The following is an 18,762-nucleotide window of genomic DNA, read 5'->3' on the forward strand; positions in this document are numbered from 1 at the left end:
CTCCGGGGGGACGCGGACGTGGAAGATGGGGCGGGTGGCGAAGCCGAGGAATGCCTAACCTCGCTCGCCCTATCCGAAGCGGCATGAACGATGCACACAGCCGATCGCGACCGTCCAGGTGAACGGGGAATCCCGCCCGTCCTGCGGCCCGCGATTGCCGCTGCGGGTATGGCTCGGCACCGAGTTCGCGGTCACTGCCCGTCAGCCGTTGCTGATGCGCAACTCGCTGAGATCGATCGCGGCGACCTGGACAAGGAGCTAGCCCACGTCATGGCGAGTAGCAGGCGGAATGCCAGGTGGTGGTGGTGGGAAGACTGAGCGGACGTGAATCAGGCGAGGGTCAAAGTCTGATGCGATCTGTTGCGAGGTGGTCCGCTCTCATGCCCCGATGGTCGATCGGCGACGTCAGCGATCCTCTCGTGTTGGAGATCCACCGCTCGGTCGAGGTCCTCACCGGTGACGCGAACCTCCCCCTCCTGCCGGCTTATGTTCGCCGCGTGCACGACGACGTTCTCGACACCGCGGTGGCAGAAGCCGCCGCAGGACGCAGCCGGCTTGTATGCGTGGTGGGCGAGTCATCGACGGGCAAGACACGGGCGTGCTGGGAAGCGGTGCGCAGACTGCCTGCTGGTTGGGAGCTGTGGCAGCCTGTCGCGCCGGGACGGGCGCAGGCATTGCGGAACGGGTTGACATCTGTCGGGCCGAGAACTGTGGTCTGGCTCAACGAAGCGCAGCTCTTCTTCCAGACTCCTTCAAGCGGCCTCGGGGAGGAACTGGCGGCTGGCCTTCGAGAGTTGCTGAACGATCCCCAGCGGGGGCCGGTGCTGGTCGTGGCCACGATGTGGCCGGGGTACTGGCACGAGCTCACTGCGGCGCCGAAGGACGGAGAGGGGGGCGACGCACGCAGTGAGGCCCGAGCGCTCCTCGCCGGCCGCGACGTCCAGGTGGCACGCAGGCTTCGGCCCTCCGAATTGGAAGAGGCCCGCCGGGCGGCTCAGAGCGACCCTCGTCTGGCACTGGCCGTGGAAAACGCGATCGAAGGGCAGGTCATTCAATACCTCGCGGGAGCACCGGCTCTGCTGTCCCGCTATGAATCTGCTCCCGCCGGGGCGCGGAGCCTGATGCATGCCGCGATGGATGCCCAGCGGCTGGGCCACAGTGCCTTTCTGCCCTACGGGCTGCTCGCCGAGGGTGCCGAGGGCTACCTGACCGATGAGGAGTGGGATGCTCTTTCCGATGACTGGCTGGAAACGGCCATGGCCTACGCCGCAGCTCCCGTCGCCGGTGTGCGCGGAGCCCTCGTCCGCAGGCGCCCCCGCACCCGCCGGACGCCCGGTGAGGCTGCCTCCGGGGATCTCTCCTGCTATCGGCTTGCGGACTATCTCGACCAACACGGCAGGACGACGCGCAGAGACGAACCTGTGCCTGAAGCGCTGTGGCGAGCGCTGCTGACACACGGCGACGGGTCCGGATACCTCGCACTGGGAGAGTCGGCGGAAAAACGAGGCCTCTTGCGCATCGCAGCGCAGTTCTACGCGCAGGCGAAGGGCGGTGCGCAAGGGCTTGCGCGGCTCTTGGAGGACTGCAAGAGACCGGAAGATGCACGCCCCTGGTGGATCCGGAGTACCACGGAGACAGGAGATAGCTTCGCGCTGGAGCGCGTACTGAAGACGGCGCCCTGCGAAACACCTGAACAGGTTGAGAAAATCCTCACGTGGTGGTGGGAGGAGGTGCCCAAGCAGAGCTCGCAGGAGGGCACCCTGAGGTCGCTCATCCGACGGTTGGGGTCTGCGGATGACCCGAAGGCACTGCTGTGGTGGCAACGGGCAGCGGAACAGGGTGATATCGACTCAGAAGCAGAGCGGGTGGTCGTTGGCCACATCCGCGAAACAGACGGCCCAGATGCGGTACTTGCGTGGTACATGGAGCGGGTGGGCAGCACTCGGTGGTATCGCAAGAAAGCCGCCGACCTGCTCGTAGAATTGGGCCGCACCGAGCAAGCGATTTCACTCCTAGCGTCCTCCGGCCCCGACGGCTTTGATTCCCTCAGACTGGCTGAGCTGTTGCTGAAACGAGGGAAGGACCGCGAGGCTGTTGAGTGGCTGGCCAGAGCCGCGCAGGATTCTTCTTACTGCCACCGGCAGGCTGTACAGGTTTTAGTCCGAATGGGACAGCGCGAGTTGGCTCTCGAACTCGCGAAGCAGAACGATGATTACCTGACGAACGCCGCTACTCTGTTCGAGGAGGCCGGTCGTCATACCGAGGCTCTCGCTTTGTGGCGCCGGGCAGCCGCGGTCGAGCATCCTGACTCCCAGGTCTGTTTCTGCTATGCGCGGTCGCTCGCCAGGAACAACGAACCGGCTGAAGCACTCGCGTGGTACCAGCGGTCTGTCGAGAGGGGCCGATACCCCACGACCGAGCCGTGGGAGACCGAACTCCTGCGATCCCAGGGGACGAGCCAGGCCGACGTGGAGGAGTGGCACTACACGTACCTGAACACCGTCCACTTTCTGGGGAAGCGGCTGCGGGGGTGGAGCGCTCCGACGGAGGAAAAGCTCGCCTGGCTCTTCGAGTTGGTCAAGCGCGGCCACCCCAGCGCCATGGGCTACGCCATCCGCAGACTGTGCGACGCCGGCCGTGAAAGTGAGGCCCTGGAGTGGGCCCTGGAACGCGCAGACGGCGGAGATGACAGGGCCCCGTGGGAAGTCGCCTCCTTGTATGCGGCGGCTGGTGAACTGGACCTGGCCCTGCAGTGGTGGGAGCGGAGCGCGCAGCAAACCAGTTACAGATATATGGGATACGTAGAAGGCGCACGGGCACTGAGAGAGGCGGGTCGTACTAAGGAGGCCGTGACATGGTCTCAACGCGCCACTGCTGCCGGTGACGTTGAGGCCGTCTTCCTCACCGTTGACCTGCACGAAAGCCTCGGACGCAGCGACGAAGCCCTCGCCTGCCTGTGGCACCTCGCCGAACTCGGGATATACGGATCAACAGATCTTGCGGCCGACATCCTTCAACGGGCAGGCAGAGAGCCTGATGCAGAGCAGTTGCGACGGTATGGATGGGAGCCGGACGGATCCATCGCCGCCGCGTGGCCGGCACCCCTGCCCGCCTGACTGCTGCGATCACGAGATCGTAGTCGGCCGCTAGGGGGCGGTGACGGCTGCGCGGGCTGAAGTAATGAACGTGCTGCGCGCAGTTGCGTACTGTGGTGCCGGCGCGGTCTGGGCGAGCGCGTCGTTGAGGTCCTCCGCTGCGGAGACGACGGTGTCGGGGCCCTCCAGTCTGACGACGTTCAGCGCCTCGCTGACGGCGTCCACAGCATCCAAGTACTCCTGCCTCAGGGCTGTGGCGGTGCTGCTGCCGAGGGCGCTCTGGTGAGCGGTCCGTGCCTGGTGCGCGGTTTCGGCCCTGCCAAGGAAGGCGACGTAGGCGGTGCGGCGAACGCCCCGTTCCACGGCGCGTGCCTGTTCGTTGAGGGTCTGCTGAGTGACAGCGAGTTGAGCGTCCGCCTGACGCAGCCCGGCGGCCCAGGCAGCATCCGCCTGGCTCTTCCCCGCGGCCCAGGCGGCGTCCGCTTGACGCAGCCCGGCGGCCCAGGCGGCATCGGCCTGGCGCCTAGCCGCCACCCATGTGAGTCCGCCGGTCACCGCACCGCCCAAGACAGCGGCGGCAGCGGCGATCAACGTTGTCGCAATCTGTGTATCCACCAGCCACGCCCCCAGTCGCTCCCCATATCCAATCGAGATTACGGGGCGTGGTTGCTACTCCGCGATCAGTTCACCGGCAATCTGGGAGGCAACCGACCTGCGTGGCAGTTGCAGTCGTGGGCGGTCGAGAATCTCGTGATCGCCAGGACGGAAACGCTGGCCTGGTGCGACGGATGCCCTGCTCTGTGCGACTGGCCAGCTCGGGGACCCCGTGGTTTGTTCTCCTTCGGGTGACGTTGGGAGCCGAGTGTGGCCGCTGTCGTGCTGGTCAGGCAGGGTGGCTGGCGGGTTCCTCGATCCCGCGAGGTGCCTTGTCTCTGGGGGCGCGGTGCAGCTGTTCTTCACAGACCGGCGGAAGGTCTGGAAGGTGGGGGACATCGTCGGCGTTAGCCCTGACGACCTGGGTGAGCTGCTTGAACGGCGGCGGGTTCCGGCGGGCACGCCGATTCTTCTGGACAAGGCGATGCGCCCGGTAGAGCCGCTGTCGAGCTGGTTCCGGGTGATCGGTCAGCAAGGCCTGGATGCGAAGACGATGCGGGCGTATGCCTACACGGTCTTCTCAACTTCCTTACCGCACGGGGCCTGGATCTGCGGCTTGCGACCGAGAACGACGTACTGGAGTTCCGGCGGTGGCGGCGCTCCAGGCGGCAGAGGCACGGCCCGCCGCCCTCGCCGAGGAGGTGAAATCCGCCCAGGAGCAAACACGCCAGGCACGAAGCGCACTGGACCAAGCCCGGCGCGGCCTGTCGGATGCCGCCCGCAAGGCCCGCGAAGCACGAAACGGCGCCGAGACCGCGCGCGCCCGCGCCAAACGCATCGAGGACGCGAAATGATCGACCTGGTCCTGGGGACCCAGGGGCATGCGAACCCCTCCCCCAATGTGCTAGCAATTGCTAGGCTGTGGGTATGGAGAACGAGAAGAAACAGTTGAACGTCCGGGTCGGGGCCCGCACGCACGAGCTCCTCACCGCGCGGGCCAAGCGCCGCGGCGTCACCATCCAGGCGTACGTCTCCGGCATCGTCGAGAGCGAGGTCGACCCGCAGCGCGACGCCTTCGTGTCCGGCCTGGTCGACGACATGACGGACCTGCTCGGTGAGTTCGAGGAGACCTTCGAGGCGGGCAAGCGTTGATTCTCCGCGTGGATGCCCGCTGGATCGAGGAATCCCTCCAGCAGTTCGAGGAGAACACCGGGCGCGAAGTCGGCATCGACGACTGGGGCGCCCTCGCCGCCGCCGTGTACCGGCACGCGTACGAGCTGCACGCCGCCGAACCCTTCTACCTCGAAACCCCGGTCCGCGCCGCGGTCTTGCTGCAGATGTTCGTGGCTACGACGCCGCTGACCGACTACAACGGTCTTGTCGGCAGCGCTCTTGCCATCCGCTACCTGCGCGAGTCCGGCGAGCCCGTCAAACCGCCCGCCGGGGGCATGACCCAACTGGTTACAGGCCTCCGAAACGGCACCCTCGCCCTGCGCGAGGTCGCCGCCCAGTTGCGCGCCTGGGCTCGCTGACCGCTCTGCGACGCGCTGGAGCCGCAGCCGCCCGGGCTGCGGCCAGACCCAGGCGAGCGAGTCATGTCCCGTCTCAGATGATCTGGTCCCTGGTGACGCCTGTGACCTGCAGCGACCAGAAGAACTGAGAAGCCGTGACACTGGAAATCTCAGTGGATCTGGTCCCGGACGCACAGTTGTCCGGTGCCGTCTCAGTTGATCTGGGAGGACACGTTCGCGGCTCTCAGTCGATACAGAACTCGTTGCCCTCGATGTCCTGCATCGGGATGCACGAATCATTGCCGTCATACAGCGTTCGCACGTGTACCGCGCCGAGCGGGACCAGTCGTGCGCATTCAGCCTCAAGTGCGGCGAGGCGCTCTTTACCCACGAGTCCGGTGCCGACCCGCACATCAAGATGCAGCCGGTTCTTGGCGGCCTTCCCTTCGGGGACGCGCTGGAAGTACAGTCGCGGGCCCACACCTGAGGGATCACTGCAGGCGAACCATGAGTCCCGCTGCTCAGGTGGCTGCGAGCGCTTGAAATCGTCCCAAGTGGCAAACCCCTCCGGTGGCGGCGCTACGACGTACCCCAACACCTCGCACCAGAAACGAGCGAGGCGCTCAGGTTCTGCGCAGTCGAAGGTGACTTGGAACTGCTTGATCGATGCCATCGGTCCACCATATTGGCGCGTGCTGCTCACCGAGATCCCGGGGTTTCATCGCAGTGCGCCTGTTGCGCGCCCCACGTCGCTATTGGCCTTCGGCGCGAGCGCGCAGACGGGCGAGGATCCCGTTGCTGCGGGCAGGGTCCTCCGCGGCTGCTCGTTCCGCCTGGAGTTCGCGGTGGACTCGCTCACACGTCGGGCGCCGCCCGCCTTCCGCTGGCTGGTAGCCGTCGCTCAGCGTGTCAGGGGTGACGTCCGTACCGCAGCCCAATTGGAAGGAACTGTGCCGGTGTTCAGCCGCAGTCGTTGTTGTTGATCTTCAGTGAGCGGGTCTGGTCGTTGAGGTTGTAGGAGCGCAGGTCGTGGATGGAGCCGCCGCTGCGGGTGACACAGACCCACCGTCCGTGGTGATTGCGCTTCTCGTAGACGCGGGCGGTCTTGCCTGAGTTGTTCCTGATGGAGCTGCCGTCGTCGCGGATCTGTGAGGGCAGGTCCTTCACGCTTCCGTCAGCCGCCCGACGGACCCAGGGCTGCCCTCCGAAGTTGATGTCCGGGTAGATGCAGACGTAGCCATCGGGGCAGGCCACCGCCCGCACGGTGGAGATTGTCGTACCTGTGCCGGGCTTCATCACCGTACCGGTGGCCTGAGCCGACGACGGCAGACTCAACGGCACCAGAGCAAGGACTGCGGCTGCCGCGGAACGCGTCATGGTTGTCATCACACGGATACAGGTAGCGCGCCCCGCACCGCTCCACACCCCCCAGACCGCGCGCGCTCACCCTCCCGGGTCACGAAGTTCACCGCAGAAACGATCACCCTGACCTTCGCCGCGGGCTCTCTGGGACCAACCGCGTCCGTCTCTTATGCCCGGCGGCCTGCCGGGGTGTGCATAGGTGCGGCGTGCGGATCACGGGTCTGTTCCCAGTCAGTCACCTCCCGAGCGGGATAGGTCGTGCGCAGGCCGAACCTGGGGAACCCCAAGGGGCCGTCAGATGCTTCCTCGGAAAAGGCGTTCAGCTCTTTCGCCCAGTAATCAGAACCCATCTCTGGTCATCAAAGCTTATCGCCGTCTACTTGTAGGCCTGGCTCAGCGCCCAGATCGCCCAGACGATCACGGCCAGCGGAATCACGACGGCCGCGGTGCCGAGCGCGACACCCGCCCGCGCCCGGAAGCGATCGGCTCCCTCCCGGCCCCGCATCCTGCGCAGAGCGACGGTGCCTGAGACGACCGCAGAGATCCCCACGGGCACGAAGAAGTACACGGGAAGAAGGCGGACCCACATCGGGACCGGGACGGGCAGCAAGGGGCAGACCATCATCGCGACGGCGACAGCACCCAGTACAAGCGACGTCGTACCCCGCGACTGCTGCCGCGCCGCCACCTGTTCACTCGATCCGGCCATCTGCTCAACGGAACTCATGCTCGGGATGCTAGGCAGCAGGTACCGCGCTCCGCTTGGGCGCGAGTACCTAGGTCGTCCTGAGTAGCCCGCAGCCGAATAGACGGCACGAGACCAGCGCAGGAGCGGGCAGCGCCTCCACAGGTCTGTAAGCCCTGTTGCTCCTAGTGCTGTGACCGGGATTGTTCGCCGGATTGGTGTTCGTGGTCCTCGTGCCGGTTGGACGACGCCCCCGCCAAGAACCGCTCGGCGGGGGCAGTGGGTTAAGGAACTCAGGCGTGCAGCTCGTCCAGGGCGAGGAGGGAGAGTTCGACGGCGACGGGGACGGAGACAGCGGTCTTGAGGTGGACGACGACCAGCAAGCCCTTGGTGTTCTCCTGGGCCTCGGCGTAGCTGGTGGCGATGTACGGCGCGGCGTCCTGCGGCTGGAGGAGGAGGTCCACCGTCGCACCACGGGATGTCGCACAGACCGGTCTTGACCTCAAGTGTGGTTCAGGTTGGAGGCTTACTCGTACGCACCGCTGGCGGCTAGGGGCGGCGCAGCACTTCACACATTGGAGAAGCCCCATGTCGAGCAATACCGTTCAGAACCCCGGCCCCGCTGTGCCTGACGCATCCCCGGTCCACCGCTCCGGCCTCACCTGGTGGAAGGCACTGGTCACCGGGGCGGTCTGCGCGGTCGTCGTCAATCTGATCGTCCTCGCCATCGCCAAGCTGGCCGATGCCTCGCTCATCATCGTCAACGGCGGCGCAGAGCATCCGATCGCGGTCGGGGGCGTCATCGGCGCCTCAGTCGTCCCGCTGGTCGTCGGGACGGGCGCTGCCCTGTTGCTGTCCCTGTGGAAACTGGTCTTCCTGCGGATCGCGCAGTACATGGGCGGCGGCCTGGCACTGTTGTCGGTCGCCGGCCCGCTGTCGTCCGGCGCCGATGGCGGCACCGTCGCCGCCCTGACCCTGATGCACATCACCCTCGGCGTGACGGTCGTCACCACTCTGGAGCTCCACCGCCGCCACCGGCTCCTCTAGGGCCTGTTGCGAAAGTGGCTTTGAGACCCATAGGTAGCCAATGGGATTCGTGATGACGAACGGCGCGGCTATGCAGGGCCGCCCTTGCGGGTGGTCGCGCCCGCTGTGGTGAGGAGCGCGGCAGTTTCGGGATGGGGGCCGTTGTTTGCCCAGTCCAGGGGGGCCCAGCCCGTGCCGTGATCTTCCCGTAGGTTGGGATCGGCGCCGTGCGCCAATAGCTCGCGCACTGTCTCGGTGTGCCCCCAGCATGCGGCTGCGCACAGCGGTGTGCCCTCGGCGCCGAGTCCGCTGCTCTCGGTGTCAGGGGAGGCGCCGGCTGCCAAGAGCAGGCGGGCGATATCGGCTTCTCCGTTCACGGATGCCCAATAGAGAGGGGTGGTGCCCTCGCTGTCGGCTCGCTCCGGGTCGCCCCCAGCCCGCAGTACCGCCTTCACGACGGCGGCGTCACCCCCCGGTATTGCTTCGAAGAGACGTCGGGAGAGCTTCTTTTGCTGCCGCTGGTTCATGGAGCCGAGGCTAGTGACTGGGTACGTGGCGGGGCCAGTCATATCCACTCGTTGATGGCCGCGACCAGCACGGTTGCTGCGTAGCGAACGGCAACGCTTGTCGTATCGCGTTGCTACGGCTCGATGCCTCTTCAGGCGCTTGATTCCACGCTCCACTGCGTGGCGCTCGCGATAGTCGATCTTGTCGAACTTCGGCGGTCGGCCGCCGCGGTAGCCGCGCTTCTTACGGTTGTGGACCTGGTCGATCTTCTCCGGGATGGTGCAGCCGATGCCGCGTCTGCGGAGGTAGAAGCGGTTCGCGCGGGAGCCATAAACCTTGTCGGCCCGGACTCTGTTCGGTCGGGTTCGCGGCCGGCCCGGACCGGTGCGAGACACGCGTATCGCCTCCAGGACCGGCTGGAACTGCGGACTGTCGTGCCGGTGGCCGGCGGTAATGAGGAGAGCTAGATCTCCGCGCCCCATGGAGATTGATCATCCACAACCTTGATCGACTTTCGCAACAGGCCCTAGGATCCGCCGCTAGCATCACTCGATCGATAGGAGGCCCGATGATCGGCGTGCTCGCGACTTTCACGCAGACCGACAAGTTCGATCGTGCAACTCTCGCAAAGATTGCCGGCGAACTCCGAGGACCGTTCGAAGGCATGGCTGGCCTTCGCTTCAAGAGCTTCATGCTCGACGAAGACGGCGTTCAGGCAAGGAACTTCTACGTGTGGGATGACGAGGAGAAATGGCCGCGCCTTCTTCACGGAGGAGCTTGTCGACAAGGTGACGGGGATTTATGGCGTCCCGCCCAAAATCGAATACCTCGATATCGTGGGGTTCGTCGACAACTCTGGCACCTGATTCTCAAGGAGGCTGTCGCACAAACCTTTGCTGTCCAGGCCGTTTTGGACCATCGGGGCATGCCACAGAACATCCTCACATGCGATCGAGACCAACCGCTGCTGCACCCCTCAGCCCCCTGACCTGCGCGACTGGCTGCCCGAGGACCACCTCGCCTGGTTCGTGATCGAGGCGATCGAGCAGCTCCACCTCTAGCCCTTCTACGGCGCCTATCGCTCCGCCGGGCACGGCCGGGCTGCCCACGAGCCGAAGACGATGCTCACCCTGCTCGCTACTCCTACAGCGTCGGCGAGCGAAGCTCGCGCGGGATCGAGCGCCGCTGCCGCGAGAACGTCGCCTTCAGGGCGATCTGCGCAAGCCAGGCCCCGACCACGCGACGATCGCCCGCTTCCGGGTCCGCCACCAGGAGGCCCTCGCTGACCTCTTCGGCCAGGTGCTCGGCCTCTGCGCCGAGGCCGGCCTGGTCGAGGTGGCGGTGCTCGCCGTCGACGGCTCGAAGTTAGCGGGTGGCCAGGCCGCGCCAGTTCTTCAGGCGGTTGATGCATCGTTCGAGGTGTTGCGCTGCTTGTATGCCTCGCGGTCGAAGCCAGGAGGGCGGCCGCCGCGGCGGCCTTTGCGCTTGCGGTTGGCGATCTGGTCGGCGGGTTGTGGGATCTCAGCCCTGATCCCGCGGCTGGGGCGCCCTCGCCACCGCCGTACGAGCACAGCAACAAGGACCACCACAGCGGGTGAGGAGCGCAGAGCCGTGGTGGGATAAAAAGGGACGGCCCGCCGGGGCCGAGTTCCAGGAGAGCGAACCATGACCGAGCACCCCCACATCGCTGTGTTCACGAACGCGTACGCGGCCTTCACCACAGGCGACATGGACGCGCTGGCACGGGTGTTCTCCGCCGATGTCGTATGGCACACACCGGGCCGCCACCCCCAGTCGGGAGACCATGTGGGCCGGGATGCCGCATTCGCATCGTTCGCGCAGGAGTTCGAGCGCTCCGGCGGCACCTACCGGCCGGTGATCCACGACGTGCTCGCGAACGACAACCACACGGTCGCTCTGCTCCACGTGACGGCAGCGCGCGAAGGCAAGACACTCGACATGAACTACGTCCTGATCCTCCATATCCAGGACGGAAAGATCGTGGAGGGCTGGGAGACCTGGACAGACCAGACCGAGCTCGACGAGTTCTGGAGCTGACGAAACTCACACCCCTCGACGAAGCATCAGCCCTTCCCTGCCCGGCGGTGGCGAACCGGGTGCGGTCGTCGCCGATCTCGGCCAGGGCAGCCCTATGCGGAACCCGGCACGCAGGGGCGATGTCCGACCCGCCACGGCTCGGTGTCGAGGACGTCGTCGTCCAGCTGCTCCGCAAGACGGATGCGCCGCCGGCCGTCATTGCCGAGGTAGATCAGTGCTTCGTGGATGTCGGCGATGTCGCGGCAGTACGTCACGCCGGGCACGCCGCGGGCCCACACATGAGAGATCCGCTTGTAGTCCAGGACCCAGGCGAGCGCGCCGTTGTGGATGAATGGCAGGTGAGACAGCGCAGGATCATCGACTTACCGCCGGTCCCGGCGGAGATCAGCACGTGTGGGGAGTCGTGGTCCAGGTCGACGGAGACCTTCTTCTTGCCAGACCCGAGGCCGATCAGCGGCGCCGACTCCGGCATCTTCTGCAGCATTTCGCGTATGCCCGGGTCGGAGATGCGCAGCGCCTTGGGCGGCCAGAGCTTCTTCTTGACGACCACAAGGGTGTCGCGTCCGGCGCGGCGCCAGGTGAAGGAGACGTTCTCCAAGGCGAGTTTCCTCACGATGAGGTCGGCGACCGGGTCCTCGTTGAAGCGCAGGTGTACCGGTACGTCGATGAGTATGTGGGCGCGGCGCGGGTCGGTCTGCTCGGGGATCCCCAGGGGGCTGGCGCAGGCACCTCAGCCCCCGCTTTGAATCGTGACAAATTGACTCTGACCTGCACGGACGGCTCCCCGGAGATCAACTCTACATAGCGCGTATACACATCGCGTATACGTGGTGTGTATAGTTCGCGTCATGTCAATCGGTCACACGCTCCTCGGGCTCCTGGAGTCCGGCCCGCGCCACGGTTACGACCTGAAGCGCGCCTTCGACGAGAAGTTCGGTCACGACCGGCCCCTGCACTACGGCCAGGTCTATTCGACAATGTCCCGCCTGCTGAAGAACGGCCTTGTCGAGGTCGACGGAATAGAGGCAGGCGGCGGCCCCGAGCGCAAGCGGTACGCGATCACCGAGGCCGGCATCACCGATGTCGCCCAGTGGCTCGCCACGCCCGAGAAGCCGGAGCCGTACCTCCAGTCGACCCTCTACACCAAGATCGTCCTCGCGCTGCTCACCGGCCGCAGCGCCGCCGGGCTGCTCGACACCCAGCGTTCGGAGCATCTGCGGCTGATGCGCATCCTCACCGACCGCAAGCGCCGCGGCGACCTCGCCGACCAGCTCATCTGCGACCATGCGCTGTTCCACCTGGAAGCCGACCTGCGCTGGCTGGAGCTGACCGCCGCCCGCCTCGACCAGCTCGCGAAGGCGGTGATCGCATGACCCCCGCCGGCTCCCTGCTCGTCGCGGACAACCTCCGCAAGGCCTACGGGCCCACCAACGCGCTGGACGGCGCCGAGTTCTCCATCCACCCCGGCGAGGTCGTCGCCGTCATGGGCCCCTCCGGCTCCGGCAAGTCGACCCTGCTGCACTGCCTGGCCGGGATCGTCACCCCCGACTCGGGCACCCTCACCTACGACGGCCGTGAGCTGTCGGCCATGAACGACGCGGAGCGCAGCGCGCTGCGCCGCAGCGAGTTCGGCTTCGTTTTCCAGTTCGGTCAGCTCGTGCCCGAGCTGACCTGCGTCGAGAACGTGGCGCTGCCGCTGCGGCTGAACGGCACCAAGCGCAAGGAGGCCGAGCGCACCGCCCTGCAGTGGATGGAGCGCCTGGAGGTCGACGACCTCGCCGCCAAGCGCCCCGGTGAGGTCTCCGGCGGCCAGGGCCAGCGCGTCGCCGTGGCCCGTTCCCTGGTCACCGGCCCGCGGGTGCTGTTCGCCGACGAGCCGACCGGCGCGCTCGACTCCCTCAACGGCGAGCGGGTGATGGAGCTGCTCACGGAGGCCGCCCGGTCCACGAACGCAGCCGTCGTCCTCGTCACGCACGAGGCTCGGGTGGCCGCGTACTCGGACCGCGAGATCGTCGTACGCGACGGCAGGTCCCGGGACATGGAGCGCGCCGTATGACCGCCCGCGTCTGGGCGCGCGATCTGCTCATGGGCGCCAGGTTCGCGGTGGGCGGCGGCCGTGAGGGCTGGACCCGCACCCTGCTCACCAGTCTCGGCGTCGGGCTTGGCGTGGCGCTGCTGTTGGTCACCAGCGCCATCCCCAGCGCCCTCGCCGCGCGCGATCTGCGCGGTGACGCCCGCAGCGAGCAGACGGCGTCGGCGGGCGAAAGGCAGGGACACGACACGCTGCTCATGAGCGAGGCAGACACCCGTTTCGGCGGCGAGGACATCTACGGCAGGCTGCTGATGCCGGAGGGTTCAGAGGCGCCGCTGCCGCCCGGCCTGGAGAAGTTCCCCGCCCCCGGTGAGATGGCCGTCTCCCCGGCCCTGGACAAGCTGCTGACGTCGGACGAGGGGACGCTGCTTCGCGAGCGGCTGGATGCGAAGGTCACCGCGGTCATCGGCGACGAGGGGCTGCTCGGCCCGGATGAACTCGCCTACTACGAGGGCAGCAACACGCTCAAACAGCTCGGCGGACAGATGGTCACCGGCTTCGGCGACTCCGCCGAAACCGCGAAGATGGACCCCGTCCTGGCCCTGCTGATCGTGCTGGTCTTCGTCGCCCTGCTGACGCCGGTGGCCGTCTTCATCGCCGCCGCGGTGCGCTTCGGCGGCGAGCGCCGCGACCGCCGCCTCGCCGCGCTGCGCCTGGTGGGCGCCGACGGCCTGATGACCCGGCGTATCGCGGCGGGCGAGGCCCTCGCCGGAGCACTGGCCGGGCTGGTCCTCGGGGCTGGGTTCTTCGCCGCGGCACGACAGTCGGCGTCCGGGATCGAGCTGTACGGGAGGAGCGTGTTCCCCGGCGATCTCGATCCGGTCCCCGCACTCGCCGCCCTTGTCGCGCTGGCCGTACCCGCCGCCGCGGTCGCCGTGACGCTGCTGGCCATGCGCAGTGTCGTGATCGAGCCACTGGGCGTGGTCCGTACCGCGAAACCGTCTCGGCGACGGGTTTGGTGGCGGTTGACGCTCCCTGCGGGAGGGCTCGCACTGCTCTACCCGATGGCCGGCATGGGCAACGAGAACGGGGGGTTCAGTCGCTGGCAGGTGAGCACCGGAGTGGTGATGCTGCTGGTCGGGATCACAGCGCTGCTGCCCTGGCTGGTCGAGACCGCGGTGGCACGGCTCGGCGGCGGTCCGGTCTCCTGGCAACTGGCCGTGCGGCGGCTCCAGCTGAGCAGCGCCGCCGCAGCACGGCTGGTCAACGGCATCGCCGTCGCGGTCGCCGGCGCGATCGCGCTGCAGATGATGTTCACGGGCGTCGAGGGCATGTATACCAGGAGCACGGGCAACGACCCCTCGCGCGCCGCGATCTCCGCCAGCGCAGGAGCCGGCGACGCCGCCGCCGGCCGCGCCGACGCCATCGCCCGCGAGATCGGCGGCACCAAGGGCGTCGCCGAGGCGATCGCACTGAGCGAGACCCACCTCGCCACGTCCCCGACGGAGTGGAGGACGACCGCCAAACTCACCATGGGCAGCTGCGACGCGCTGCGCGAGGTGGCGTACCTGCCCTCCTGCAAGGACGGCGATACGTTCGTGCTGCGCGGCGGCTGGAACGACGACTCCACCGCGGCGGTGGTGAAACCCGGCCGGAAGATCTACGCCGGACACATCGGCGACGACAGCGGCCTCGAACCCGTCGCTTGGACCCTGCCGGCATCCGCGAAGGAAGCCACGAGCCGCCGTGACCCTCACGGTCTGCAACGCAGCGGCATCCTCGCCACCACGGAGGCAGTGCCGAAGGGCCTCGGCCGAGGACAGTGGGCGTCCATCTACATCCAGCTGGACCCGTCCGTGCCGCAGGCCGCCGAGCGGGCCCGGACGGCAGTCCGCAAGGCCGATCCGACGCTGTCCCTGTTCCAGCTCCAGGCCACCGAGCAGTCCCACCGCTTCACGTCGATCCGCACCGGACTGTTCATCGGAGCGACCTGTGTACTGCTGCTGATCGGGGCCAGCCTGCTCGTCTCCCAGCTTGAGCAGCTACGCGAACGCAGGAAACTCCTGTCCGCGCTCGTCGCCTTCGGCACCCGCCGCTCGACCTTGAGTATGTCGGTCCTCTGGCAGACCGCGGTACCGGTCGCCCTCGCACTGCTGCTCTCGTCGGCCGTGGGCGTGGCCCTCGGCACGGTGCTGCTAAAGATGGCGAGCCTCCGGGTGACCGTCGACTGGGTGCCGGTCGCCGCGATGGCCGGGGTCGGAGCCGGGATCGTCCTGCTGGTGACACTGCTCAGCCTTCCGCCACTGCTGCGGCTGATGCGGCCGGAGGGCTTGCGGACGGAGTGACGCCGACGGATCCCCGGTAGGTCGGCATCTGCACCGGGAGGTCCGCCAGGGCCTCCCGGAGCGCGACCGCCAACCCCTCGAACACACCCGGCCGTCCGCCGAGATGACCTCCGGGAGGGTCTCCACGCTCCACGACGGCACCAATCCAACGACCCGTCAGCGATCGGGAAGGTAATGCGCCGCTCCGCAAGGACCGGCACCCATCACATGCATGCATCGGCGTATGCAGGCCGATGACCACCACTCACGACCATCAAGGGGGGTATTCGGCATGCCCGAATACAGGAAGAAGTTCAAGGTCACCGCCGTCGCAGCCGCCGTCACAGCACTGGCGCTGACGCTCGGCGGCTGCTCGATGGACACCACCTCGCCTTCGGCCGCCCGCGACAGCGGATCGGATGCGAAGCCCCTGTCCTTGTCGGCCGCAGGCGGCACCGACTGCGCGAAGGCCAAGTGCATAGCCCTGACCTTCGACGCCGGGCCCGGCAAGGACACCCCGAAGCTGCTCGACACCCTGAAGGAGAAGCAGGTTCACGCGACCTTCTTCCTGCTCGGCAAGAACCACGTGGTCAAACACCCCGACGTCGTACGGCGTATCGCCGCCGAGGGCCATGAGGTGGCCAATCACACCTGGTCGCACCATCGGCTCGACGAACTCGGCACCGATGAAATACGCAACGAGCTCTCCCGTACGCAAGAAGCCATCGCCAAGATCACCGGCAGCCGCCCCACCCTGATGCGCCCACCGCAGGGCCGAACCAGCGACGACGTCACCAGCGTCAGCCGGGAGCTCGGCCTCGCCCAGATCCTGTGGAGCGCCACCGCCAAGGATTACTCCACCACCGACTCCGAGCTCATCAGAAAGCGGATCCTCGACCAGGCCGGGAGCGACGGCATCATCCTGCTGCACGACATCTACGACGGAACCGTGCCCGCCGTCCCCGGAATCATCGACGAGCTGACGAAGCGCGGCTACACATTCGTCACCGTGCCCGAGCTGCTCGCGCCCGGCAAGGCCAACCCCGGTGAGGTGTACCGCCCCTGAGAGCCACTAGGGAACCTGCCGAGCGCCTCGGAACACCGCCTGTCCACCGCGGCGGGCGCGGGCCAAAGGGCGAGGGCATCACGTTCGTCATACGCCTTGAGGACGGAAACCTCGTATTCCGCCCGGCAGCAAGCTCGACCCCAAGGACATGCTGTGATCACCTCGATCCCATGGGCGACTGGACATGGGAACTGACGTCGAGCACAGGCTGGCTTCGTTCACTTCAACCGGTTCTGGCGCAGCTTCTGGATGTTGTTGGTGATCTTTAGGCCGTCAGCCTTTGACAGAGCCGCTGGAAGTGACTGAGTGGTCGTGGCGGAGAAGCCGGTGTGGTGCCGCGCGAGAAGCATTCGCTGAGGCGGATGATGTTGGTTCCGGCGGCTGTCAGCACGTGTTGGACGTGCGTCTTTGCCAGGCCGCGGTAGCGGCAATGGCGCAGGCCATGGGCGTGGACGGTTTCAACTCAGAGGAAGCGCAAAGGCGGGAACTAGCGGTGAACACCGCACGCACGGGTACTTCTTCCGCGTCACCACCGCGGGCCGCCAGGCCCTCGCCGACGCCACCTGACCCACCGGGGGTCGACGCTGCCCTGGACGTGGCCGCGTAGGCCCGAGTAGCGACAGAAGGACCCGCCGGCGGCGGGTCCTTCCTCGTGAGGGTTGGCCTCAACCTCCGTGTGCTCACGCCGAGGCAGGGAGACCGAACTCTTCGAAGGCGGTCTGCCCCATGCACCTCGTCGAGGACATGCGGTGGCTCCGGACGAGACAGGCAGCCCAGGTTGATTGTGAAAACGAAGAGCTACTCAGAACCGGGGGCGCTCGATCGCGTCGGCCGCTCATGCTTGCGCGATCAGTGCGTGTGCGATAGCCGTGTCGAGGAGGCGGCGCAGGTGAGCCGGTGTGGCTGCGACGGCGGTGGCGAGCAGTCCCGGCCCGTTGGCAAGAGAGGTGAGGACGGCGCATCCCTCCACCGGGTCGTCACCGAAGACGTATGCCTTTTGATCTGCGGTTAGCTCGGGGTGAACGACGAGGAGTTGCCCGGTGGCGCGGTAACCGCCCAGGACTGCAGGGCCGTCCCAGGCCGGTGCCGGGTCACCGTATGTGGTGTGCTGGTCGAGGAGCAGTTGGCCGTCGCTTCGCACGGTCAGACGGGTGGAGAGATGACCGGGGGGCTCGGCTGTGCGGCCGAGTAGTTGTTCTTCCCGCAGCAGCAGGCGGGAGGTGGAGGCGAGTTCCACGGTGTAGGACTGGTGAAGGGTGCTGCCTCGGGTGCTGATCAACGGCTGTGGCAGCCAGTTCAGGGATGCGTTCTCGCCGACGGTGAGCCGTACGTCGTAGGTGGCCGGGGCGGTGGTCGAGCCGCGCAGTGCGATGGTGGCGGCGGCCGTGGTCACCTCCAGCTCGGATCGCGCTTCGGCCGTGATGTCGAGTTCGAGGCGGTCCCCGCCGAGCGGTGCGCTCATGGCCCCGATCACGCTGACCCGCGCCCGCCCGTCACGGGCTCGCAGGCGGCGCAGGTGGAAGGGCCCGTCGCTGTGCAGGAGCGGGAGCGTTGTGGTGCGGCCGTTGTGGGCGGCTCGGATACGGGCGGTGGCGCGGACGCCGGTGGGGTGGGGGACGGAGGTGTGGTCCTCGGGTGGGCGGTTCTGGGCACCGAGGTGGGTGCCGGGCGCGTGCGCCTGAACCGCGGAGGCCGTCTGGTCAGCCGGCCTGTTGTCCGCCTCGCCCTTCGTAGCAGTGCCCGGCCGGTGGCCGGCTGGTGCCCGTGTCGTGGCCGGTAGTTGCGTGGTGCCAGTCACGCGGCAGTCCCGGCGCGCCACGCGGCCAGACGCCCAGTGACCCAGTCGGCGACGGGACGGATCCCGTCGGCCGAGGCGAGGCTGGTGAAGGCGACCGGCAGAATGCCGCGCTGCTTCTTCGCGTCGGCTGCCATGGTGTCCAGGTCGGCACCGACATACGGCGCGAGGTCGGTTTTGTTGACCACGAGGAGGTCGGCGGTGGTGATGCCGGGCCCGCCCTTGCGCGGGATGTCGTCGCCGCTGGCCACGTCGATCACGAACACCTGGGTGTCGACGAGTCCGCGCGAGAAGGTGGCGGTGAGGTTGTCCCCTCCGGACTCGATGAGAATCAGGTCCAGCGGCCCAAGTGTCTGCTCCAGCTGCTCGACCGCTTCGAGGTTGGCGGAGATGTCGTCGCGGATCGCGGTGTGCGGGCAGGCGCCGGTCTCCACGGCGGTGATCCGTTCTGGCGGCAGCACGGCCTCGCGGCGCAGGAACTCGGCGTCCTCGCGCGTGTAGATGTCGTTGGTGACCACGGCGATGGACAGCCGGTTCCGCAGTGCACGGCACAGCGCGGCGACGGTCGCGGTCTTGCCCGAGCCCACGGGCCCGCCGAGCCCGACCCGCAGCGCGCGGCGGCTGCCGTCGGGGTGCAGCGCATCGGCGCTGTGGGTGTGGCGGTGGGGCATGGTGGCGGGATGGTCGAGGTGCACGGCGACTCCAGG

Annotated in this window: 21 protein-coding genes and 3 pseudogenes; 11 read left to right on the plus strand and 13 right to left on the minus strand. The window is 67.4% G+C overall.

Annotated features, from left to right (window positions below):
• The first annotated feature begins 380 nt into the window (after positions 1-380).
• Positions 381-3,116 carry a tetratricopeptide repeat protein gene (locus tag OG741_RS01165; RefSeq protein WP_405594162.1) on the plus strand — a complete coding sequence of 912 codons (2,736 nt, stop codon included), beginning with the start codon at positions 381-383 and terminating at the stop codon, positions 3,114-3,116.
• Positions 3,117-3,146: 30 nt separating this feature from the next.
• On the opposite strand, the gene OG741_RS01170 is transcribed toward OG741_RS01165, so the two are convergent.
• Positions 3,147-3,710, minus strand: a complete 564-nt coding sequence (locus OG741_RS01170; protein WP_405594164.1) for a hypothetical protein — start codon at positions 3,708-3,710, stop codon at positions 3,147-3,149.
• Between the two features lie 629 nt (positions 3,711-4,339).
• Between OG741_RS01170 and OG741_RS01175 the strand changes: the two genes are divergently transcribed.
• The 3 genes from OG741_RS01175 to OG741_RS01185 all read left to right on the plus strand — a co-directional run bounded on the left by OG741_RS01175 (position 4,340) and on the right by OG741_RS01185 (position 5,221).
• Entirely contained in the window at positions 4,340-4,543 is a 204-nt protein-coding gene (locus OG741_RS01175; RefSeq protein WP_405594166.1) for a hypothetical protein, read from the plus strand.
• 73 nt (positions 4,544-4,616) lie between these two features.
• A complete protein-coding gene (locus OG741_RS01180) occupies positions 4,617-4,841 on the plus strand; it encodes a hypothetical protein (RefSeq protein ID WP_405594168.1) in 225 nt (74 codons plus the stop codon).
• Positions 4,838-5,221 carry a hypothetical protein gene (locus OG741_RS01185; RefSeq protein WP_405594170.1) on the plus strand — a complete coding sequence of 128 codons (384 nt, stop codon included), beginning with the start codon at positions 4,838-4,840 and terminating at the stop codon, positions 5,219-5,221. The genes OG741_RS01180 and OG741_RS01185 overlap by 4 nt, the downstream gene beginning before the upstream one ends.
• 223 nt (positions 5,222-5,444) lie before the next feature.
• On the opposite strand, the gene OG741_RS01190 is transcribed toward OG741_RS01185, so the two are convergent.
• The 4 genes from OG741_RS01190 to OG741_RS01205 form a co-directional block, all read right to left on the minus strand.
• Positions 5,445-5,873 (minus strand): VOC family protein, encoded by a 429-nt coding sequence (locus OG741_RS01190; RefSeq protein WP_405594172.1) that lies wholly within the window; start codon positions 5,871-5,873, stop codon positions 5,445-5,447.
• 287 nt (positions 5,874-6,160) lie between these two features.
• Positions 6,161-6,577 (minus strand): peptidase inhibitor family I36 protein, encoded by a 417-nt coding sequence (locus OG741_RS01195; RefSeq protein ID WP_405594174.1) that lies wholly within the window; start codon positions 6,575-6,577, stop codon positions 6,161-6,163.
• Between the two features lie 361 nt (positions 6,578-6,938).
• Positions 6,939-7,289, minus strand: coding sequence for a hypothetical protein (locus OG741_RS01200; RefSeq protein ID WP_405594176.1), 351 nt, complete (start codon positions 7,287-7,289; stop codon positions 6,939-6,941).
• A 251-nt stretch (positions 7,290-7,540) separates the two neighbouring features.
• Positions 7,541-7,711, minus strand: coding sequence for a hypothetical protein (locus OG741_RS01205; RefSeq protein WP_405594178.1), 171 nt, complete (start codon positions 7,709-7,711; stop codon positions 7,541-7,543).
• Between the two features lie 124 nt (positions 7,712-7,835).
• Between OG741_RS01205 and OG741_RS01210 the strand changes: the two genes are divergently transcribed.
• On the plus strand, positions 7,836-8,294 hold the full coding sequence (locus OG741_RS01210; RefSeq protein ID WP_405594180.1) for a DUF6069 family protein: 459 nt from the start codon (positions 7,836-7,838) through the stop codon (positions 8,292-8,294).
• A gap of 68 nt (positions 8,295-8,362) precedes the next feature.
• Here OG741_RS01210 and OG741_RS01215 read toward each other — a convergent pair whose 3' ends face one another.
• Together OG741_RS01215 and OG741_RS01220 are read right to left on the minus strand one after the other, a co-directional pair.
• Complete coding sequence (locus OG741_RS01215) at positions 8,363-8,800, minus strand: ankyrin repeat domain-containing protein (protein ID WP_405605333.1); 438 nt, start codon at positions 8,798-8,800, stop codon at positions 8,363-8,365.
• A 96-nt stretch (positions 8,801-8,896) separates the two neighbouring features.
• Positions 8,897-9,247, minus strand: a pseudogene (locus OG741_RS01220) (transposase); the annotation flags it as partial.
• 101 nt (positions 9,248-9,348) lie between these two features.
• Here OG741_RS01220 and OG741_RS01225 point away from each other — a divergent pair.
• A complete protein-coding gene (locus OG741_RS01225; RefSeq protein ID WP_405594182.1) occupies positions 9,349-9,768 on the plus strand; it encodes a hypothetical protein in 420 nt (139 codons plus the stop codon).
• A 380-nt stretch (positions 9,769-10,148) separates the two neighbouring features.
• Here the strand turns inward: OG741_RS01225 and OG741_RS01230 are convergent.
• A pseudogene (locus OG741_RS01230) lies at positions 10,149-10,318 on the minus strand (IS5/IS1182 family transposase); the annotation flags it as partial.
• Positions 10,319-10,445: 127 nt separating this feature from the next.
• Here OG741_RS01230 and OG741_RS01235 point away from each other — a divergent pair.
• The gene (locus tag OG741_RS01235) at positions 10,446-10,838 is read left to right on the plus strand and encodes a nuclear transport factor 2 family protein (protein ID WP_405594184.1); all 393 of its coding nucleotides are present in this window, start codon (positions 10,446-10,448) and stop codon (positions 10,836-10,838) included.
• Positions 10,839-10,930: 92 nt separating this feature from the next.
• Here the strand turns inward: OG741_RS01235 and OG741_RS01240 are convergent, their stop codons facing one another.
• Complete coding sequence (locus tag OG741_RS01240) at positions 10,931-11,092, minus strand: hypothetical protein (protein WP_405594186.1); 162 nt, start codon at positions 11,090-11,092, stop codon at positions 10,931-10,933.
• Positions 11,089-11,436 (minus strand): hypothetical protein, encoded by a 348-nt coding sequence (locus tag OG741_RS01245; RefSeq protein WP_405594188.1) that lies wholly within the window; start codon positions 11,434-11,436, stop codon positions 11,089-11,091. Before OG741_RS01245 ends, OG741_RS01240 begins: the two co-directional genes overlap by 4 nt.
• A gap of 250 nt (positions 11,437-11,686) precedes the next feature.
• Between OG741_RS01245 and OG741_RS01250 the strand changes: the two genes are divergently transcribed.
• From OG741_RS01250 to OG741_RS01265, 4 genes are all read left to right on the plus strand, one after another.
• Entirely contained in the window at positions 11,687-12,211 is a 525-nt protein-coding gene (locus tag OG741_RS01250) for a PadR family transcriptional regulator (RefSeq protein WP_405594190.1), read from the plus strand.
• Complete coding sequence (locus tag OG741_RS01255) at positions 12,208-12,894, plus strand: ABC transporter ATP-binding protein (RefSeq protein ID WP_405594192.1); 687 nt, start codon at positions 12,208-12,210, stop codon at positions 12,892-12,894. Before OG741_RS01250 ends, OG741_RS01255 begins: the two co-directional genes overlap by 4 nt.
• Complete coding sequence (locus OG741_RS01260) at positions 12,891-15,215, plus strand: ABC transporter permease (protein WP_405594194.1); 2,325 nt, start codon at positions 12,891-12,893, stop codon at positions 15,213-15,215. The genes OG741_RS01255 and OG741_RS01260 overlap by 4 nt, the downstream gene beginning before the upstream one ends.
• Positions 15,216-15,486: 271 nt before the next feature.
• Complete coding sequence (locus OG741_RS01265) at positions 15,487-16,260, plus strand: polysaccharide deacetylase family protein (RefSeq protein WP_405594196.1); 774 nt, start codon at positions 15,487-15,489, stop codon at positions 16,258-16,260.
• A gap of 265 nt (positions 16,261-16,525) precedes the next feature.
• Here OG741_RS01265 and OG741_RS01270 read toward each other — a convergent pair.
• The 3 genes and pseudogenes from OG741_RS01270 to ureG form a co-directional block, all read right to left on the minus strand.
• Positions 16,526-16,702: pseudogene (locus OG741_RS01270) on the minus strand (transposase); the annotation flags it as partial.
• A 393-nt stretch (positions 16,703-17,095) separates the two neighbouring features.
• Positions 17,096-18,058: an urease accessory protein UreD gene (locus tag OG741_RS01275; RefSeq protein ID WP_405594198.1), complete on the minus strand. Its 963-nt coding sequence runs from the start codon at positions 18,056-18,058 to the stop codon at positions 17,096-17,098.
• Entirely contained in the window at positions 18,055-18,750 is a 696-nt protein-coding gene (ureG, locus tag OG741_RS01280) for an urease accessory protein UreG (protein WP_405594200.1), read from the minus strand. Before ureG ends, OG741_RS01275 begins: the two co-directional genes overlap by 4 nt.
• Positions 18,751-18,762: the final 12 nt, after the last annotated feature.

This window comes from Streptomyces sp. NBC_01410, from assembly GCF_045040195.1.
In the GTDB taxonomy this organism is placed as follows: Bacteria; Actinomycetota; Actinomycetes; order Streptomycetales; family Streptomycetaceae; genus Streptomyces.

Excerpts from the sequence above, each read along its gene's own strand:
- OG741_RS01225 (WP_405594182.1), top strand. The coding sequence starts at position 9,349 with ATGATCGGCGTGCTCGCGACTTTCACGCAGACCGACAAGTTCGATCGT.
- OG741_RS01235 (WP_405594184.1), top strand. The coding sequence starts at position 10,446 with ATGACCGAGCACCCCCACATCGCTGTGTTCACGAACGCGTACGCGGCC.
- OG741_RS01260 (WP_405594194.1), top strand. The coding sequence starts at position 12,891 with ATGACCGCCCGCGTCTGGGCGCGCGATCTGCTCATGGGCGCCAGGTTC.
- OG741_RS01200 (WP_405594176.1), bottom strand. The coding sequence starts at position 7,289 with ATGAGTTCCGTTGAGCAGATGGCCGGATCGAGTGAACAGGTGGCGGCG.
- OG741_RS01180 (WP_405594168.1), top strand. The coding sequence starts at position 4,617 with ATGGAGAACGAGAAGAAACAGTTGAACGTCCGGGTCGGGGCCCGCACG.
- OG741_RS01250 (WP_405594190.1), top strand. The coding sequence starts at position 11,687 with ATGTCAATCGGTCACACGCTCCTCGGGCTCCTGGAGTCCGGCCCGCGC.
- OG741_RS01215 (WP_405605333.1), bottom strand. The coding sequence starts at position 8,800 with ATGAACCAGCGGCAGCAAAAGAAGCTCTCCCGACGTCTCTTCGAAGCA.
- OG741_RS01195 (WP_405594174.1), bottom strand. The coding sequence starts at position 6,577 with ATGACGCGTTCCGCGGCAGCCGCAGTCCTTGCTCTGGTGCCGTTGAGT.
- OG741_RS01265 (WP_405594196.1), top strand. The coding sequence starts at position 15,487 with ATGCCCGAATACAGGAAGAAGTTCAAGGTCACCGCCGTCGCAGCCGCC.
- OG741_RS01210 (WP_405594180.1), top strand. The coding sequence starts at position 7,836 with ATGTCGAGCAATACCGTTCAGAACCCCGGCCCCGCTGTGCCTGACGCA.
- OG741_RS01190 (WP_405594172.1), bottom strand. The coding sequence starts at position 5,873 with ATGGCATCGATCAAGCAGTTCCAAGTCACCTTCGACTGCGCAGAACCT.
- OG741_RS01255 (WP_405594192.1), top strand. The coding sequence starts at position 12,208 with ATGACCCCCGCCGGCTCCCTGCTCGTCGCGGACAACCTCCGCAAGGCC.
- OG741_RS01165 (WP_405594162.1), top strand. The coding sequence starts at position 381 with ATGCCCCGATGGTCGATCGGCGACGTCAGCGATCCTCTCGTGTTGGAG.